Origin of the sequence: Enterobacter sp. MGH 37, from assembly GCF_000534515.1 — a bacterium.
GTDB lineage: Bacteria > Pseudomonadota > Gammaproteobacteria > Enterobacterales > Enterobacteriaceae > Enterobacter > Enterobacter kobei.
The window spans coordinates 547,416-565,787 of the sequence record NZ_KI973206.1; the positions used below are offsets into that span (position 1 = coordinate 547,416).

The 18,372-nt window shown below is 53.1% G+C and carries 16 protein-coding genes and 1 other RNA gene; 5 read left to right on the forward strand and 12 right to left on the reverse strand.

Annotated features, from left to right (window positions below):
- Positions 1-17: 17 nt before the first annotated feature.
- Positions 18-920 carry a LysR family transcriptional regulator gene (locus L383_RS08585; RefSeq protein WP_014885334.1) on the reverse strand — a complete coding sequence of 301 codons (903 nt, stop codon included), beginning with the start codon at positions 918-920 and terminating at the stop codon, positions 18-20.
- Positions 921-1,024: 104 nt separating this feature from the next.
- On the opposite strand from L383_RS08585, the gene L383_RS08580 reads away from it, so the two are divergent.
- Positions 1,025-1,726 carry a pirin family protein gene (locus L383_RS08580; protein WP_014885335.1) on the forward strand — a complete coding sequence of 234 codons (702 nt, stop codon included), beginning with the start codon at positions 1,025-1,027 and terminating at the stop codon, positions 1,724-1,726.
- 39 nt (positions 1,727-1,765) lie between these two features.
- On the opposite strand, the gene L383_RS08575 is transcribed toward L383_RS08580, so the two are convergent.
- Together L383_RS08575 and L383_RS08570 are read right to left on the reverse strand one after the other, a co-directional pair.
- Complete coding sequence (locus L383_RS08575; RefSeq protein ID WP_023331366.1) at positions 1,766-3,067, reverse strand: L-cysteine desulfidase family protein; 1,302 nt, start codon at positions 3,065-3,067, stop codon at positions 1,766-1,768.
- A 20-nt stretch (positions 3,068-3,087) separates the two neighbouring features.
- A complete protein-coding gene (locus L383_RS08570) occupies positions 3,088-4,419 on the reverse strand; it encodes an SLC5/6 family protein (protein WP_014885337.1) in 1,332 nt (443 codons plus the stop codon).
- Between the two features lie 351 nt (positions 4,420-4,770).
- Between L383_RS08570 and L383_RS0124145 the strand changes: the two genes are divergently transcribed.
- From L383_RS0124145 to L383_RS08560, 3 genes are read left to right on the forward strand one after another with little or no spacing between them, the layout of a single operon-like run.
- Entirely contained in the window at positions 4,771-5,220 is a 450-nt protein-coding gene (locus L383_RS0124145; RefSeq protein ID WP_032629512.1) for an STM2901 family protein, read from the forward strand.
- A 2-nt stretch (positions 5,221-5,222) separates the two neighbouring features.
- Entirely contained in the window at positions 5,223-5,540 is a 318-nt protein-coding gene (locus L383_RS08565) for a DUF1493 family protein (protein ID WP_014885338.1), read from the forward strand.
- Positions 5,541-5,562: 22 nt separating this feature from the next.
- Complete coding sequence (locus tag L383_RS08560; protein ID WP_014885339.1) at positions 5,563-6,048, forward strand: Hcp family type VI secretion system effector; 486 nt, start codon at positions 5,563-5,565, stop codon at positions 6,046-6,048.
- A 75-nt stretch (positions 6,049-6,123) separates the two neighbouring features.
- Here L383_RS08560 and L383_RS08555 read toward each other — a convergent pair whose 3' ends face one another.
- From L383_RS08555 to garL, 9 genes are all read right to left on the reverse strand, one after another.
- On the reverse strand, positions 6,124-6,534 hold the full coding sequence (locus L383_RS08555) for a Spy/CpxP family protein refolding chaperone (protein WP_014885340.1): 411 nt from the start codon (positions 6,532-6,534) through the stop codon (positions 6,124-6,126).
- A 149-nt stretch (positions 6,535-6,683) separates the two neighbouring features.
- A complete protein-coding gene (gene pflB, locus L383_RS08550; RefSeq protein ID WP_023331367.1) occupies positions 6,684-8,978 on the reverse strand; it encodes a formate C-acetyltransferase in 2,295 nt (764 codons plus the stop codon).
- 15 nt (positions 8,979-8,993) lie between these two features.
- Positions 8,994-10,202 (reverse strand): propionate kinase, encoded by a 1,209-nt coding sequence (tdcD, locus tag L383_RS08545; RefSeq protein WP_023331368.1) that lies wholly within the window; start codon positions 10,200-10,202, stop codon positions 8,994-8,996.
- Positions 10,203-10,232: 30 nt separating this feature from the next.
- Positions 10,233-11,564 carry a threonine/serine transporter TdcC gene (gene tdcC / locus L383_RS08540; RefSeq protein WP_014885343.1) on the reverse strand — a complete coding sequence of 444 codons (1,332 nt, stop codon included), beginning with the start codon at positions 11,562-11,564 and terminating at the stop codon, positions 10,233-10,235.
- A gap of 9 nt (positions 11,565-11,573) precedes the next feature.
- Positions 11,574-12,563 (reverse strand): bifunctional threonine ammonia-lyase/L-serine ammonia-lyase TdcB, encoded by a 990-nt coding sequence (gene tdcB, locus L383_RS08535; protein WP_023331369.1) that lies wholly within the window; start codon positions 12,561-12,563, stop codon positions 11,574-11,576.
- A 116-nt stretch (positions 12,564-12,679) separates the two neighbouring features.
- Positions 12,680-13,600 (reverse strand): transcriptional regulator TdcA, encoded by a 921-nt coding sequence (tdcA, locus tag L383_RS08530; protein ID WP_014885345.1) that lies wholly within the window; start codon positions 13,598-13,600, stop codon positions 12,680-12,682.
- 687 nt (positions 13,601-14,287) lie between these two features.
- Positions 14,288-14,664: RNase P RNA component class A (gene rnpB / locus L383_RS24585), an RNA gene on the reverse strand.
- 59 nt (positions 14,665-14,723) lie between these two features.
- A complete protein-coding gene (gene garR / locus L383_RS08525; protein ID WP_023331370.1) occupies positions 14,724-15,614 on the reverse strand; it encodes a 2-hydroxy-3-oxopropionate reductase in 891 nt (296 codons plus the stop codon).
- Positions 15,615-15,634: 20 nt separating this feature from the next.
- Positions 15,635-16,405, reverse strand: coding sequence for a 2-dehydro-3-deoxyglucarate aldolase (gene garL, locus L383_RS08520; protein WP_023331371.1), 771 nt, complete (start codon positions 16,403-16,405; stop codon positions 15,635-15,637).
- 359 nt (positions 16,406-16,764) lie between these two features.
- On the opposite strand from garL, the gene garD reads away from it, so the two are divergent.
- Complete coding sequence (garD, locus tag L383_RS08515) at positions 16,765-18,336, forward strand: galactarate dehydratase (RefSeq protein ID WP_023331372.1); 1,572 nt, start codon at positions 16,765-16,767, stop codon at positions 18,334-18,336.
- The last annotated feature ends 36 nt before the right edge of the window (positions 18,337-18,372 follow it).

The window sequence follows — 18,372 nt, forward strand, 5'->3', positions numbered from 1 at the left end:
TTACCGGGCCTGCACGCTTATTTGTTGTGGTGCGCAAAGAGTTTGGGTATTTCGCGCAGGCACCACGATTTGGCTTCGCCCATGCTGTCGCGACGCCAGGCCATAATAATGTCCACTTCGCTGGTGTACTCCGGGCTCACAACGCGCAGACGCCCTTCCGCAATATCTTTTTCCACAAACGGATACGGCATGGTTGCCACGCCAAGCCCGGCCAGCAGCGCCTGTCGTTTGTCTTCCAGTGAAGTGACCGTCAGACGAGGCTGTTTATCCAGCAACTGCACCGTCAGCACCGGACGTTCACGCGCGGTATCAGCGACCGCCACGCCGCGATACTTCACGCGCGTCACCTCAGAGAGCGGCTCTGGCTCCTGGTGAATCGGGTGATTGGGTGCGGCAACGTAAACGTTCATCACGCTGTAGAGCTTGCGCGAGTTGATTTCCGACGACGAGCGGAAGTGCATATCCGGCGCAATAACGATATCCGCCCTGCCCGTCTCCAGGCGCTCCCACGCGCCTGCCAGCACTTCGGTAATGATCGACAGCTGCGTGTTCGCTTTATCAGCCAGACGGTCAACCAGCGGGAACAGCGCTTCAGTAGGCACCAGCGCTTCGGTCACTAACGTCAGATGGGTTTCCCAACCGCGCGCCAGCGCTTCGGCATCGGTCGTTAACTTATCCGCCGCTTCCAGCAACACGCGACCGCGCTCCAGCAGCATTCGGCCCACGTTGGTGAATTTTGTTCGATGACCGGAGCGGTCAAACAGCACCACGTCCAGCTCCTCTTCCAGCTTCTGCATGGTGTAACTCAGCGCCGACGGAACGCGCCCCAGTTCATCAGCGGCTGCCGCAAAACTGCCGCGCCGGTCAATCGCGTCCATGACGCGAAGCGCCTCAAGCGTCAATGCTCTCTCTTTAGCCATCTCGTTCTCATTCAGGAAATTTGAACATACCGGGCAGAATATCTGGCTAACAATGCAGCGTCCATACCTTTACCATTGTTTTAGTGTAAAGAGAGGTCAAGTTTATGATTACGACAAGAACAGCTAAACAGTGCGGACAAGCCGATTTCGGCTGGCTGCAGGCCCGCTACACCTTTTCTTTTGGACACTACTTTGACCCTAAACTCCTCGGTTACGCTTCATTACGCGTATTGAACCAGGAAGTGCTCGCCCCTGGCGCGTCCTTCCAGCCGCGTACGTACCCGAAAGTCGATATCCTGAACCTGATCCTGGAAGGCGAGGCAGAATACCGCGATAGCGAGGGCAATCATGTCCAGGCAAAGGCTGGCGAAGCGTTGTTAATTTCCACGCAGCCGGGCATCAGTTACAGCGAGCATAACCTCAGCAAAGATAAAACGCTGACCCGTATGCAGTTGTGGCTGGACGCCTGCCCTGAGCGGGAAAACCCGCTGGTACAAAAGGTAGATTTAACGGGCGATAAGCAGCAGCTGATTGCGTCGCCTGATGGCAGCAAAGGCAGCCTGCAGCTACGTCAGCAGGTATGGCTGCATCATATCGAACTGAAGAAAGGTGAGCAGGCGAGCTTCCAGCTTCATGGACCGCGTGCGTATTTACAGTCCATCCACGGTACGGTGCATGCCGTAACGCATACGGAAGAGAAAGAGGCGCTCACCTGTGGTGACGGGGCGTTTATTCGTGATGAAGCGAATATTACCCTGGAGGCCGATACGGCATTGCGGGCGCTACTGATTGATTTACCGGTGTAATTAACCTTACCCCTCTCCCAAACGGGAGAGGGGTATTCTTTACACCTTACTCGCCATAATCTCGATAATCTGCCGATCCGTTGCCTGCATCGAGCGGCACGCCAGTGCGCACAGGTTGGAAATAGACTGTTCCACATCGTGCGCCACAATCCCCTCATTGCCCGTTACGGCAGAATCGTCCAGCGCCATCATGACTGCTTTCCAGGCACTGTTGACGCTGGTGGAGACTTTCATCGCGCAGCTATTGGAGGCGCCATCACAGATCATCCCACTGACATCCCCGATCATACTGCCGATTGCCATCGCAACCGTCTTGTAGCTTCCGTCCATCAGCCACGCCATGCCTGCCGCTGCGCCCATTGCCGCCGTCGTTGCTGCACATAATGCGGACAAGCGCGGAAGCTGGTAGTGGATATAAATGGCCGCCAGATGTGAAAGCATCAGCGCCCGCGCCAGCCGCTCGTCGTCAGCCTGAACGTGTTCAGCCACAACAACAACCGGCATAGTCGCGGTGATCCCCTGGTTTCCTGACCCGGAATTACTCATCGCTGGCAGTGTCGCACCGCCCATGCGGGCATCCGAGGCCGCGCTGGTGCGGATAACAATATCTGAACCCAGATCCTGTGCCATCCATCCGCGGGTGCGCTGTTTATCGAGCGTCGCACCAATGTGCAACCCCCATTGCCCGCTGAGCCCTTCACGTGAGAGCGCATCGTTCAAACGCCCGGCATCAAGGATAAACCGGATCGCATCGAACGGGACCTGCTCGACAAACTCCAGGATCTGCGAAAGCGTCGTGGTTGACAGCACCGCCAGGGGGTCACTCCCTGCCTCTGCCTGTTGATCGTCCAGCCTGAAGCGCGTTTCGCCCTGACACACCACCTCCACCACACGGGTATGCCCGCCCGCGATAGTCACCATCGCCGAGGCATCACCGGCGTATACACAGGCTCGTGAATAGAGAATCTCTTCGCACGGTTCCTGAAGTTTCACCTGCACCTGACCGGCATTCAGCAGCGCTTTAGCCCGTACCAGCGCATCCGCACTGGCATCTTTCAGTACCTCCAGCCCCGCCTGCGCATTACCACCGATGGCGCCCAGCGCCGCCGCAATCGGCAACCCGACCATTCCGGTACCCGGTACCGTTACGCCCAGCCCGTTCTTCATCAGGTTCGGCGATACCCACGCCTCAATTTGTGTTACGTCGCCTGACAGGTGCTCTGCGGCAATTGCACAAGCCAGCGCCAGAGAAACGGGTTCGGTGCACCCCAGTGCAGGTTTAACTTCTTCCTGCACCACGCGAATAAATTGATTCCATAAAGGATGAGTTTGCTCAGACATCGTTACGACCTTAATTACCCTCAGGAGAATGCGAGGAAAGGAGAAACACAAAGCAGCAGCCCGGTGATAACAATAATCACCAGCGACACGCCTTTATATTTATGCAGTGCTGGCACTTTATAGACCAGCCATGCAGGGATCAGGCAGCCCACCATGCCGAAGATAGGGCTACAAATGGAGGTGAAGCTTAATACCGGCGCGTTTAAGACAATCGCGCTCCAGGCCAGCAGAATGGCGAATAACATGATGCCGCGCTGGACGGTGCTTTCATTGATTTTCTCTGTTGGCATTTTGCGGCGCAGGACGTTCATCACGATCCCCTGCGTGGCCTCACGAAAGCCCAGATAGACGCCGAAGAATGCCGTCATCACGGCAAAGATATTGAGAATTACGCTGACGATTTTGACCCAGCCCGCACCGTCGCCGCTGATAAATTGCGCCGCGATCGCCAGGGCAGAGATATTCTGTTCGTAGGCTTTGACCGCTTCGTCGTGTCCCATTGCCAGGGTGAAAGAGACAGCGTAAAAGAAGACCGTCACAAACAGTACGCCAAAAGCGATATTCATTGCCCGCAATGCTTTGTGTCGCGCCACTTCAACGGACTTTTCCCGTGAGCGGTACGAGATAACCATCGGGCTTAAAGTCTGAATAAACAGAATGGAGGTTAAGGTAAAGGGCAACGTAATAATGGCGTTTTTAATCAGCAGACCCACCGGTGGCAGCATGCCCACATTGGCTAAATGCCAGAGGCCAATCATCGACAGCCCCAGCGCGGCAACCACGAATAGTTTGGTCAGCACCATCAGGCTGGAGACCTTAAACAGCAGCTTTTCACCGCGTGAAGAAATGGCGACCAGAATGCAGATCAGGAATAAACCGTAGAACGGATTGTCAGACAGCAACCCGTCGGTCACACCGAAAGTATGCAAATACGATGCGCTGTCGTTGGTGATGGCAGTGGAATAAACAAACATCCAGATCACCAGCATCACGAAATAGAGCGCACCTAATAGGATGCCCCAGTTTTTACCTAAGTAACCGCTAATTACGCTTGGGTAGTCTTTGCATTCCGGAGACTCCGCCAGCGTATTAATAAACAAACGCTGGAACAGATACATGGCCGGATAACCAATAATCGACGAGAGCAAAAAGACCCACAATCCCATTAATCCAACCTGCACTGGGAGAAAAACAATCCCCGCGCCAATGGCCATCCCGATACTCATGATGACCCAGCCCGTGTCGGTGCTGTCGAATTTAATCGCTTCTCGCCACTCGCTTTCACTCATTCCCGCCCGCCTTGCCGCAGGGGAATCATTCACAATCACACTGCTGTTTGTTGCCGTATCCATTGGGTACTCGCTTATTTTGTAGGGTAAACAGTTGTTTTTATTAGATTCCGATCGCCAGCGATTGCGAGTCAGAGGGCAGCAGGTGCTTGTTATTGGTGTGGGAAGATCATATCCGCTGAGGCGGAGAAAAAAGTCACAATCTTTGTGAGGATTTGCTAAATTGCGAGTAAAGATTTTCTATAAAATCCTAAAATACAGGTAAATAATTCTAAGTGTGATGCAGCTTAAAAAATTATATCATCCTCAAAACGAGAATATTTCGGAATTTATAAAGATGAATGTCCTACTCTCACCCCTTTCTTTTTTATAGGATGACATCTCAACAAACCACCTGATGATTATGGTTATACTATGGACACCGTTGAAGAACTCAATGGAACATACTTTTATAAAGGAGTGTGTAACATCTCGGCATCTGAGCTATTTTTTTGGATTTTTCTCGATGCCACCGATGAACAGTTCGGCGGATTAAAGGATGCAGTAATGATGGCAAGTATGATTCTTGGTTTACCTGTACTTGAAACCAGAACAAAACCAGAAACGGCTACAATAGGCACATCCGTGGCATCTAAATACCTGCGAGATCTACTGAATGTACAGCTACCACACCGACTACCTACAATTACACTCGCAAGTTTCAAATACAGAAAACCAATGTATACCAAAAATTTAGGTGCGTTCATTGGCCGATGGATACCTGCCCTCGGGATAACCATACTTGCAGCAGATGTTGCAATGATAAGTTACAAAACGCTTTCGAGATATAATACGATTGCTCACCCAAAAGACCGGATTTGGTGAAGATGGACACTGAAACTGATGTTTTAAAATTCTTCAGGGACAACTTACCAGAACAAGGAACATTTACAGGCAAGAGAATTCCGCTTGAGATAGATGATGTTTTACAGGATTACACCGATCTGGATGATGTCATATATGCCATTGAGAGATTTGAAAAAGAGTATCTTATCGAAGTTAACACTGGAAATTATTTCCCCTGGACTCAAACATGGTTTTTCAGGAAATGGTTTACAAAAGAACCGGTTAAGCAAATATCAAAGCCATTGACGGTAAGAATGTTTGACGAAGCGGTAAAAGCAGGAAAATGGATACACGATTGATATATAGAAGGAGTTTTTTATCATGGCCGTACCTGTTCACATTTGGTTCTATGACGACGGTGGCTCACTCATTAAAGGTTCATGTGATGTTCAGGATCGTGAAGGGAGTGTTGAAATTAGAGGTTTAACCCATAACTTGAGTATTCCAACCGATCCACTCTCCGGAAGATTAACCGGAACGAGGAAACACGCGCCTTTTTTATTCGAGAAGGAAATTGATAGCTCATCTCCCTATCTTTATAAGGCGGTAGCGACAGGGCAAAACCTTAAGAAAGTTGAGATTAGATATTACCGAATCAATAACGCAGGTTGGGAGGTTGAATACTTTAGAACTGAGCTGGAAGGTGTGAAAGTTGTCTCTATTTCGCCTATTGTTAACGATACTCGTAACTGTCCAGGTACTGGCCACCTTGAATCTGTTCAATTGCGCTATGAAAAAGCGACCTGGACCTATTGCGACGGGAATATTCAATTCTCTGATGCATGGAACGAACGGGCATCAGCATGATGGTCACGCTCATTCCTCACAGAATCTACTTAAAGCGATTCTGTGAGGTTTCATTTTATACGAATGATTCCAACATCACTCAGCCAGCGCGTTAGCCATATCGGTTCTGATCTGCTTACGCTGTTCCGGTGTCAATACCTGGCTGACGTCGAAGTAATATTTCACGCGGTAATAACGGGTCTGCTCTTCAATTTTGCTGAAGGCGGTAAGCTGGCTTTTCACCGTGCTTTCGTCCCATTTACCCGCCTGGAACATGTCGATCAGCGCGCCGTCCTTCACGCCCGTCATTGGGATCTTGCTGACGTTTTGCTCCAGTTGCTGATGCAACTCTTTAATCTTATTAATCTGCTCATTGCTGAGCTTCAGGTGCTGTACCAGCGGATCCTGCGATGGAGACGGGGCTGCCTCAACGTTCGCGGCCTGCGCGGTAAAACTGCACACCGCCAACGACGCTGCAATCAAAGCAATACGGGTCATTTTCATCATCTTACTGTCCTTACATTTTGTTATTGGGAAAAGCAGGAACATTGTTTTTCAAGAGCGGATGAATATGTGTGAGTAATTATATAAACAATTTTGTATGTTTAGCGGGCAAAAAAGTGCCCCCTGCGTTGAGGGGGCATGTGAACACACTTTTAGATAGATTGAGTAAACGTCCTCGATATCACATCCTGCTGCTGCTCGCGCGTCAGGGCATTAAAGCGCACGGCATAGCCTGAAACACGAATGGTCAGATTCGGGTAATTTTCCGGATGCGCAATGGCGTCCAGCAGCATTTCCCGGTTCATTACGTTGACGTTCAGGTGCTGCCCGCCTTCAATGGCCGCTTCATGGTGGAAGTACCCGTCCAGCAGCCCCACCAGGTTGGTTTTGCGCACCAGCTCATCTTTGCCCAGCGCCTGCGGCACGATAGAGAAGGTGTAGGAGATCCCGTCCTTCGCATAGGTGAACGGCAGCTTGGCCACCGACGTCAGCGAGGCCACCGCCCCCTTTCTGTCACGGCCATGCATCGGGTTCGCGCCAGGGGCAAACGGCGTGCCGCCGCGGCGACCGTCCGGCGTATTCCCGGTCTTCTGACCGTAAACCACGTTGGAGGTAATGGTCAGAATAGACTGGGTCGGCACCGCATTGCGATAGGTCGGCAGCGCCTGAATTTTCTTCATAAAGCGCTCAACCAGGTCGCAGGCGATGCTGTCCACGCGGTCGTCGTTGTTGCCGTACTGCGGATAGTCACCTTCGATGACGAAATCAACCGCCAGACCGGTGTGGTCGCGCACCGGTTTCACCGTGGCGTATTTAATCGCGGAGAGAGAGTCCGCCGCGACCGACAGCCCGGCGATGCCGCAGGCCATGGTGCGATAGACGTCACGGTCATGCAACGCCATCAGTGAGGCTTCGTAGCTGTACTTATCGTGCATATAGTGAATGAGATTCAGCGCGCTGATGTACTGCACCGCCAGCCAGTCCATAAAGTGATCGAGGCTGGCCATCACGGTGTCGTAATCCAGCACCTCATCCAGCAATGGCGCGGTTTTCGGGCCGACCTGAATCTTCAGCTTCTCATCCACTCCGCCGTTGATGGCGTACAGCAGCGTTTTCGCGAGGTTGGCGCGGGCGCCAAAGAACTGCATCTGCTTGCCGATCACCATCGGGCTGACGCAGCAGGCAATGGCGTAGTCGTCGCTGTTGAAGTCGGCTCGCATCAGATCGTCGTTCTCGTACTGCAGTGAGGAGGTGACAATCGACACCTGCGCGGCATATTTCTTAAACGCAATCGGCAGCTGTTCAGACCAGAGGATCGTCAGATTGGGCTCCGGCGCAGGCCCCATGGTGTGCAGGGTGTGCAAATAGCGGAAGCTGTTTTTGGTCACCAGCGTGCGGCCGTCCAGCCCCATTCCGCCAATCACTTCCGTCGCCCAGATCGGATCGCCCGAGAAGAGCGTGTCGAACTCCGGCGTGCGTAGGAAGCGGACCATGCGGATCTTCATGATGAAGTGGTCGATCAGCTCCTGCGCCTGCGCCTCATTTAGCCGTCCGGCCTGCATGTCGCGCTCAATGTAGATATCAAGGAACGACGCCGTGCGCCCCAGCGACATCGCCCCGCCGTTCTGGGATTTCACCGCCGCCAGGTAGGCAAAGTAGACCCACTGCACCGCTTCCTGCGCGTTCATCGCCGGACGCGCAATATCAAAGCCGTAGTTCGCCGCCATCTGCTGGATCTGGAGCAAAGCACGCTTGTGCTCCGCCAGCTCTTCACGCAGGCGGATCGTCGCTTCGAGATCGTCACCGCGTTCCAGCTTCGGCTGGAGATCCGCAAACTGCAGCTCACGCTCGCGCACCAGATAGGTGATGCCGTACAGCGCCACGCGTCGGTAGTCACCGATGATGCGCCCGCGTCCGTAGCCGTCCGGCAGACCGGTCAGCACGCCGGATTTACGGCAGCGCATCATCTCCGGCGAGTAGACGTCAAACACGCCCTGGTTATGGGTTTTACGCAGGTCGGTAAACAGGTATTCAAACTGCGGATCCATCTCGCGGCCATAGGCTTCAAACGAGCTGCGGATCATGTTGATCCCGCCATACGGATGCAGGGCGCGCTTGAGCGGTTTATCGGTTTGCAGCCCGACGATCGTCTCCAGATCCTGATCGATATAACCCGGCCCGTGAGCGGTAATGGTGGTGGCAATGTTAGTATCAAAATCTACCGGGGCGTGGGTGGCATTCTCCTGACGAATGCCGACCATCACCTTCTGCCACAGCGCCGTCGTTGCTGGCGTCGCCTGCGCGAGGAAAGCTTCGTCGCCTTCATAAGGGGTGTAGTTATGCTGAATAAAATCGCGCACGTTGACGGCGTTTTTCCATTCTTCACCGCGAAAGCCAGCCCATGCGTCGCTGTAGGGCGCGACGCCTGTATCGATTGTTACGTTCATGTGTTTCTCGCTATATCAGGCGTAAGCCGCAGCCGGGGTGACCTTCCCAAGACGGAGGGCGTCCAGCGCGATCATTTTTTCTTCATTGGTAGGGACAACCGCGCAGACTACGCGGGAGGAATCGGTGCTGATGACGCGCTCGCCCGCGCTGCCCGGCAGGGCATTTTTAGCCTCGTCGAGGAGGATGCCGAAGACCTTCAGATGCTCCGCCACCAGCGCGCGGATCAGTTTCGAGTTTTCGCCAATACCACCGGTAAAGATCACGCCATCCAGACGATGCAGCGATGCCGCGTGACCGGCGATATGCCGCGCAATCCGGTGGACAAAGGTGTGGATCGCCAGCTGCGCCCGTTGATTGCCCTCGTGCCAGGCTTTCTCCAGCGCGCGTAAATCGGAGGAGATGCCGGATATCCCCAACAACCCTGACTCTTTGTTAACCACGCGCTCCAGATCATCAAATGACTGGCCGGTTTGCTGGGCAATCCACGCCATCGCGCCAAAATCCACGTCGCCACAGCGCGTGCCCATCACCAGCCCTTCCAGCGGCGTCATGCCCATGGAGGTATCGACGCTCTCACCGTTGCGCACCGCGCAGATGGAGGCCCCGTTACCAAGATGAGCAATCACCAGCCCGCTGTCGTCGGGGGACAGCCCGAGAAGCGTATGCGCCTGTCCGGCCACGTAACGATGGGAAGTGCCGTGAAAACCGTAACGCCGTACGCCCAGCGCTTCAAAATAGCGGTACGGCAAGCCGTACAGATACGCCTGAGGCGGCAGCGTCTGATGGAAGCTGGTATCGAATACCGCCACCTGCTGCACGCCCGGGAACAACCGCTCTGCGGCTTCCACGCCGCTTAAGTTGGCGTAGTTATGCAGCGGTGCCAGCGGGGAAACCTGACGGATCTGCTCAATCACCTCTTTCGTAATCAGGGTCGACTCGCTGAAGAGGTCGCCGCCGTGTGCAATACGGTGGCCAATTAAGGCCACGCTGCTCATCAGGTTGCGCTTCTCCAGCTCCAGGGCGATGGCTGCCAGCGCCCCTTCGTAGTCCTGGTGAGCCAGTTTGACTGGCTCACCCCCGTTCACGGAAATAAAGGCCTTTTCGGTGTTGATACCGTCCGCAATGCCCGTCATCAGGGTCTCACAGCTGCTGGCGTCGAGCACCGAAAACTTAACAGAGGACGAACCGCAGTTAATAACCAGTACTACCGGAAACTCAATCATCATATGACTCCGCTCTTCCTGAGCTATGGGTTAGAACAGTTTGTAAACGATATTCAGAATGGTCAGCAGGCCCACAACCGTGACGAAGATGTTCTCGGGTTTGCCCTTATATTTCGCCATGGCTGGCGCTTTGCGGATGGCGTACATCGGCAGCAGGCACAGCAGAGAGGCGATGATCGGTGCGCCCATGGCTTCGATAAGGTCGAGAATGTTCGGGTTGGCATAGGCCACAACCCAGGTGGAGCCCATGATGAAGACCATGCTGATGGTGTTCAGCTTGCCAACGGAAACCTTCTTCTTATCCCCCTTATAACCGAACTTGAGGATCAGGCCGTTCAGCCCTTCCAGCGTGCCCAGATAGTGCCCAAAGAAGGATTTAAAGATAGCGACCAGCGCGATGATGGACGCACCGTATTCCAGCACCGTGGCAAATGTCGATTTGGTTCCCGACATGGAGGCAAAGTGGTTCGCCAGATAAGAGAGCACCGGAATGTTCTGCGCTTTGGCATCCGCCATGTTCTGCGGAGAGAGCGTAAACAGGCAGCTAAAGGCGAAGAACATCACCACGGCGACCATCAGCATGCTGGCGCGACCGATGATTTTGGAACATTTCTGCTCGGTAAACGCTTTACCGAACTCGGGCTCGTACTCTTCACGCTTGGAGACCACAAATGAGGAGACGATGGGCGAGAAGTTGAAGGAGAAGACCATGATGGAGATCCCCAGCCACACCGTGACCAGAATGCCGTCATGACCGGTAAAGGAAATATCGCTCAGGTTGACCTGGTCGATCACCGCCGAGTTCCAGTATGGGATCAGCGACAGGGAAATCAGCACCAGGCTGGCGATGAACGGGAACACCAGGAAGCTCATCACCTTCACCATCAGATCTTTACCAAACCAGATCACAAAGGCCATCAGCAGCAGCAGGAACAGCGCCACTACACCACGGTTCAGCGCAGGCAGCTGGAGCTGGTTTTCCCAGAACGTCATAAAGGTGTTGGTAATGGTCACGCCGTAAATCCACAGCAGTGGGCAAATGGCAAAGAAGTAGAGGAAGGTGATGACCACCCCGCCGGTCTTGCCGAAGTGCTCTTCCACCGTTTCGGTAATGTTGCCGGAGACATTACTCCCGGACAGGCACAGACGCGCCAGCGCGCGGTGACAGTAAAATGCAATCGGGAACGCGAGGACCAGCATCAGCAGGATGGGGATCAACCCGCCAAAGCCTGCGCGAATAGGGAAGAACAGCACGCCTGCGCCAATGGCGGTTCCGAACAGGCCCAGCGTCCAGGTGGTATCAGACTTACGCCAGGAGGACGTTTTTGTCTGGCCAACGATAATGCTTTCTGTGTTGCTCATAGGTCACCTTTATGCGTCAACGAAGCCGGTAATTTGGGAAACACGGGAGAGATCGATATTGCCGCCGGAAATAATGCAGACGGTTTTTCGGCCCTGAATATAGTGGTCAAGTTTGCCGCTTAATAATGCCGCGCAGGCCAGCGCGCCAGCACCTTCCGTCACCACTTTATTTCGCTGAATAAGCGCAATCATGCTGTTGCGAATATCGTCTTCGCTCACCAGCACAATGTCATCAACCAGTTCGCGGACGATTTCGAAGGTTAATTTACCCGGACGAGATACGTCGCAACCGTCAGCTAATGTACCGGTGACGCGATGGTTGATGATTTCTCCGGCCTGGTATGATGCCGCCATCCCATGAACATTTTCAGACTGTACGCCAATAATATTAATGGTCGGGTTAATGGATTTAATGGCCGTTGCAATCCCGGCAATTAATCCGCCACCGCCGATGGGAACAATCACGTTATCCACATCATACAAATCTTCGAGAATTTCCAGGCCAATGGTGCCCTGTCCGGCGATCACTTTCGGATCGTCATACGGCGGGATAAAAATGCGCCCTTCCATCTCGACGATTTCACTCACTTTCGCGATGGTGTCGTTGAAGTTCTCGCCGTGCAGCACCACTTCCGCCGAGTAGTCACGCGTCGCGGCTACTTTAGACTTTGGCGCGCCCATCGGCATCACCACTTTGCCGTCAATGCCGAGCATTGCACACGATAGCGACACACCCTGCGCGTGGTTTCCCGCCGAGCAGGCGACGACGCCCTTACGCTTTTCAGCATCGGTCAGCGAGCTTAATTTATTAAACGCACCGCGAATTTTAAACGAGCCGGTACGCTGCATATTTTCAAACTTCAGGAATATTTCACCCTTACAGCGCTCGCTGAGATAATTCGAACGCGGCATGCCGGTTTTATATATTTTACCCGCCAGGCGTTTTCTGGCGTCCTGAATATCTTCAATCGTTACCGGAAGGTCGTAGGTAATGTGCATAATATCCTCGTTATAATAATTCATTCTTTTCAGGCAAAGTCAGGGTATCAGAGCATAAAATTATCTCTGGGTGTTTTTTTTAAAAAATGTTTATTGCTTCTAAGGAGATCAATATTTCATCGTCGTCTTTCACCGGTGAGTGAGGCATATTGTTTTGCCAGTTCAACCAATACTGACGCGGATTTTTTAATTCTGTAATTTTTCGACCACACGGCGGCATAACGCGCCACGGGTAATTCATCCTCTACCGGCAGAACAATAAATTGATCCGAGCCGAACGGAGCAATCATGTCGCGTGGAATCACCGTCAGATAATCGGCATTCAGGACAAGGTTATAAATGGTGACCACGGAATCGGTCTGGACGATGTTTTCAATACTGATGTGGTTGTCTTGCAGAGTGGTCAGAAGTTCTTTGTAGTAGCCCATATCGGTTTGCGGCATCACCCACTGCTCATGCGTGAGCGATGCCAGTGTCGTCGGGCCGGTGCACGTTCGTGATTTACTGGCGACCAGCACAAATTCTGACTCAAACAAGGGCTCGACGTGCAGATCCTGCAGCAGCATCTCATCACTCAGCGTGCCGATGGCGAAATCCAGCCGACCATCGCGAATGGCTGGCAGGAAAGAGGAGAGTTGGGCTTCATACATAGATACACGCGCTTTCGGGAACACTTCCTTGAATTTTTTGATCATTTCGGACAGGAAGGTGAAACCAATCAGTGATGGGTAGCCAAAGGAAACGTCCATCACGGTGCTGAAACTCAGGCTGTTGATCTCGCTCACCATGTTTTTCATTTCGCGGGTGATCGACTCTGAGTAGGAGAGCAGCACCTGGCCTGCGGCAGTCAGTTTTACGCCCGTGTTTTTACGCACCATGACTTCCACGCCGAAGTAGGATTCGATATCGCTGATGATTTTGCTGACGGCGGGTTGCGTCAGGCCCAGTTGTCTTGCAGCAGAACCTATGGAGCCACTTTTAATGACTTCCTGAAATACCACGAGGTGCTGTGTTTTCGGTAGAATAATAGTGTTCATAATATTCTGCGCTTATTTCCCTATGACGCAGCGGATTCTACCCAATATTGTTTCAGGGGGTATGTGCTGTTACTCACAATTTGCCTTCCCGCATTATTCACCGGAACAACAAAAAACATAAAAAGCTTTTATAATCAATCATATAATCTTGTCATATCACACCATTACGCTGATATCGATCAACAAAACCAACACTAATAAATTTATTTTATGGCGATAACCTGGATAAATTTTCCTGCGTTAATAAAATCAATAAAGACGATCTTTCAGGCAATTAAAGACCAATAAATAACCGTTATTCAGTTGAAACATTCTTTCAATTTATCAATTTTTACAGATGCTTTTAGGCTGGCTTTCGATAAAAAGAGGAATACGTCACACATTCGCAGGATGAATGTTTTTAAATGCAATATGTAGATATCAAACATGAAAACATATTGAATCATTAAGACAACAATCACAACAAATTAACAACACCGTGGATTAACCCCTTTTCAGCGCGAAATTTTGTGATAACGATCGCCTGTAGATTGCTTGAGGCCATTGAAGAGATAAAAACAGTGAAATGTGCTTAATGTCGCAAATATGAGAATTGATGTCGTTTGTGGGGTTGTCGGGTGGCGCAGCACTTAACCGACCTACAACCTACTGAAAGCAAAAACCCCGCCGAAGCGGGGTTTTTTAAGAAGTTGAAGCTGACCGATAAGCCGGGTTCTGTCGTGGACAGTCATTCATCTAGGCCAGCAATCGCTCACTGGCTCAAGCAGCCTACCCGGGTTCAGTACGGGCCGTACCATGTGAACCCCTATTTGGCCTTGCTCCGGGTGGAGTTTACCGTGCCACGGACTGTTACCAGCCGCGCGGTGCGCTCTTACCGCACCCTTTCACCCTTACCTGATCCCGCTTGCGCGGGCCATCGGCGGTTTGCTCTCTGTTGCACTGGTCGTGGGTTTCCCCCCCAGGCGTTACCTGGCACCCTGCCCTATGGAGCCCGGACTTTCCTCCCCTCCGCCCGTCTCCCCCGAAAGGGACGACGACGAAGCGGCGACTGTCTGGTCAGCTTCGGCGCGCAGTATAGAGGGTTTGCGCGCCGCTGTCACCTTCAGGTGCAGGCAAGACGTAATTAACGCGCAACTTCTACCTTTGCCAGTTTTTCGTAGTAGCATGCAATCGCGCTGTGATCGGCCGTACCCAGACCATCTGCACGCAACGCCTGCATCATCTCCATCACCGCCGCGGTCAGCGGCAGCTGTGCGCCTACGCCGTGGGACGTATCGAGCGCGTTCGCCAGATCTTTAATGTGCAGGTCGATACGGAATCCCGGCTTGAAGTTACGGTCCATCACCATCGGCGCTTTGGCATCCAGCACGGTACTTCCCGCCAGACCACCGCGAATCGCCTGATAGACCAGGTCCGGGTTAACGCCCGCTTTGGTTGCCAGCGTCAGCGCTTCAGACATCGCGGCGATGTTCAGCGCCACAATGACCTGGTTCGCCAGCTTGGTCACGTTGCCCGCGCCAATTTCACCCGTATGCACCACGGAGCCTGCCATCGCTTTCATCAGGTCATAGTATTTATCGAAAATAGCTTTATCCCCGCCGACCATCACCGACAGCGTGCCGTCGATCGCTTTCGGCTCACCGCCGCTGACCGGCGCGTCCAGCATATCCACGCCCTTCGCTTTTAGCGCCTCGCTGATTTCACGACTTGCAAGCGGTGCGATAGAGCTCATATCAATCAGCACCAGGCCGGGCTTTGCGCCCTCAATGATGCCGTTCTCCCCCAGCGCGACCTCTTTAACATGCGGGGAGTTTGGCAGCATGGTAATGATGACATCGCACTGCTCAGCAATCGCTTTGGCGGTGGAGGCGGTTTCTGCGCCAGCCGCCATCACCTCGGCCACAGATTGCGGATTATGATCGGAGACCACCAGTGAGTAACCCGCTTTGATGAGGTTCTTACTCATTGGTTTACCCATGATCCCCAGGCCAATAAAACCCACTTTCAGCGTCATAACTGTTTCCTCAATGATGGTTATTTTTTAAAAGCGTCCGCTAATTTCTGCGTCGCTGAGCGGAACACCCCGAGATCGCTGCCGACGGCAACAAAGGTGGCTCCCCACTCCAGATAACGTCGGGCGTCGGCTTCAACCGGCGCCAGTATGCCGCTCGGTTTACCGTGTGCTTTGGCGCGAGCAAATATGTGCTGGATCGCACGCTGCACGTCAGGGTGGCTGGCATTGCCCAGGTGGCCAAAGGCGGCAGCCAGATCGCTTGGGCCGACAAAGATACCGTCCACACCGTTTGTGGCTGCAATAGCGTCGAGGTTATCAACCCCCTGCTGGCTCTCAATCTGCACCAGAACAGTGATGTTGCTATTGGACTGCGCGAAGTAGTCCGGCACGGTGCCGAACATGTTGGCGCGGTGTGAGACGGAGACGCCGCGGATCCCTTCCGGCGGGTAGCGCGTTGACGCCACGGCCAGCGCCGCTTGTTCCTGGGTTTCCACAAACGGGATGAGGAAATTGTAGAACCCGATATCCAGCAAACGTTTGACGATCACCGGGTCATTGGTTGGCACTCGCACCACCGGGGCGCTGGCGCTGCCTTTCAGGGCCATCAGTTGCGGAATAAAGGTGCTGATATCGTTTGGCGCATGTTCGCCGTCGAGCACCAGCCAGTCAAAACCAGCAAGGCCCAGCACTTCAGTACTTATTGGGTTTGCCAGCGCAGACCAACAGCCAATCTGGATCTGGTGCGCCGCGAGGGCCGTTTTAAACGTATTCAGGAAGATATTGTTATTCATCACTTATACCTTTTTAATTCCGCAGTTTGAGCCGGGATTATTTATTGCGAAACATATTGTTTTTATATTTATTTCTCTGACTGAATGTTGGCAATATAAAATCGTCCTTCAGTATAATCGTCACTTCACAACAGCACATTGTTTTTATGCTCAAGTATTGCGCCTCATTTCAACGCCATTTTGAGCATATGCCCAACGCTGTGGGCGCTAATGCACAGAATCAGGGATTAGTTAGCCTGACGCGATCGTGATCACATTTTTAACTGTCTTCTGCTGACATCCTTTATTTCCTCGAGAATAAAACGATTATCCAACGGGTTAAATTTACTATCTGACACTTTGCCGGAGAAATGTGAATAATGGCCGATATTGAAATGAGAGAGGCATCGCCGACGGCGTTTTATATAAAAGTTCACGATACGGATAACGTGGCGATTATTGTCAATGACAATGGCTTAAAAGCGGGAACACGCTTCCCGGACGGACTGACGTTAATTGAACATATTCCCCAGGGGCATAAGGTCGCACTGGTCGATATTCCTGCCCATGGGGAGATCGTGCGTTACGGTGAAGTCATCGGCTATGCCGTTCGCGCAATTCCGCAGGGAAGCTGGATTGAGGAGTCGCTGGTTGAACTGCCAAAAGCGCCACCGCTGAACACCCTGCCACTTGCCACCCGCGTACCGGAACCGCTTCCTCCGCTGGAAGACTATACCTTTGAAGGCTATCGCAATCCGGACGGCAGCGTCGGTACCAAAAATCTTCTTGGTCTCACCACCAGCGTACACTGCGTGGCGGGCGTGGTGGATTACGTGGTGAAAATCATCGAACGCGATCTGCTGCCGAAATACCCGAACGTCGATGGCGTGGTTGGCCTGAACCATCTCTATGGCTGTGGCGTAGCGATCAACGCGCCAGCGGCGGTCGTGCCGATCCGTACCATTCATAATATTGCCCTCAACCCGAATTTTGGCGGCGAGGTGATGGTGATTGGTCTGGGGTGCGAAAAACTCCAGCCTGAGCGTCTGCTCCAGGGTACCGAAGACGTCAAAGCCATTCCGGCAGACGAGGCCAGCATTGTACGCCTGCAGGACGAACGCCACATTGGGTTCCGGTCTATGGTCGACGATATTCTGCAGGTTGCCGAGCGTCATCTCGATAAGCTCAACCGACGCCAACGCGAAACCTGCCCCGTCTCTGACCTGGTGGTGGGAACCCAGTGCGGCGGCAGCGATGCGTTCTCTGGCGTGACGGCCAACCCGGCGGTGGGCTTTGCGTCCGACCTGCTTGTTCGTTGCGGTGCGACAGTGATGTTCTCCGAAGTGACTGAAGTCCGTGATGCCATCCATTTACTGACGCCGCGCGCCGTCAATGAAGAAGTGGGCCAGCGCCTGCTTGAGGAGATGGCCTGGTACGATAACTATCTCGACATGGGTAAAACCGACCGTAGCGCGAATCCGTCTCCGGGAAACAAAAAAGGGGGCCTGGCGAACGTCGTGGAAAAAGCCCTGGGTTCGATTGCTAAATCCGGCCAAAGCGCGATTGTGGAAGTCCTCTCTCCGGGACAGCGGCCGACCAAACGCGGCCTGATCTACGCGGCAACGCCTGCCAGCGATTTTGTTTGCGGCACCCAGCAGGTGGCATCCGGCATTACGGTACAGGTCTTTACCACCGGACGCGGCACGCCGTATGGCCTGATGGCAGTCCCGGTGATCAAAATGGCGACGCGCACCGAGCTGGCAAACCGCTGGTACGACTTAATGGATATCAACGCGGGAACCATCGCCACCGGAGAAGAGAGCATTGAGGACGTGGGCTGGAAGCTATTCCACTTCATTCTGGACGTGGCAAGCGGGCGGAAGAAAACGTTCTCGGACCAATGGGGATTACATAACCAGCTGGCGGTGTTTAACCCGGCACCAGTGACGTGATGACTCCTCACCCTGCCCTCTCCCTACGGGGAGAGG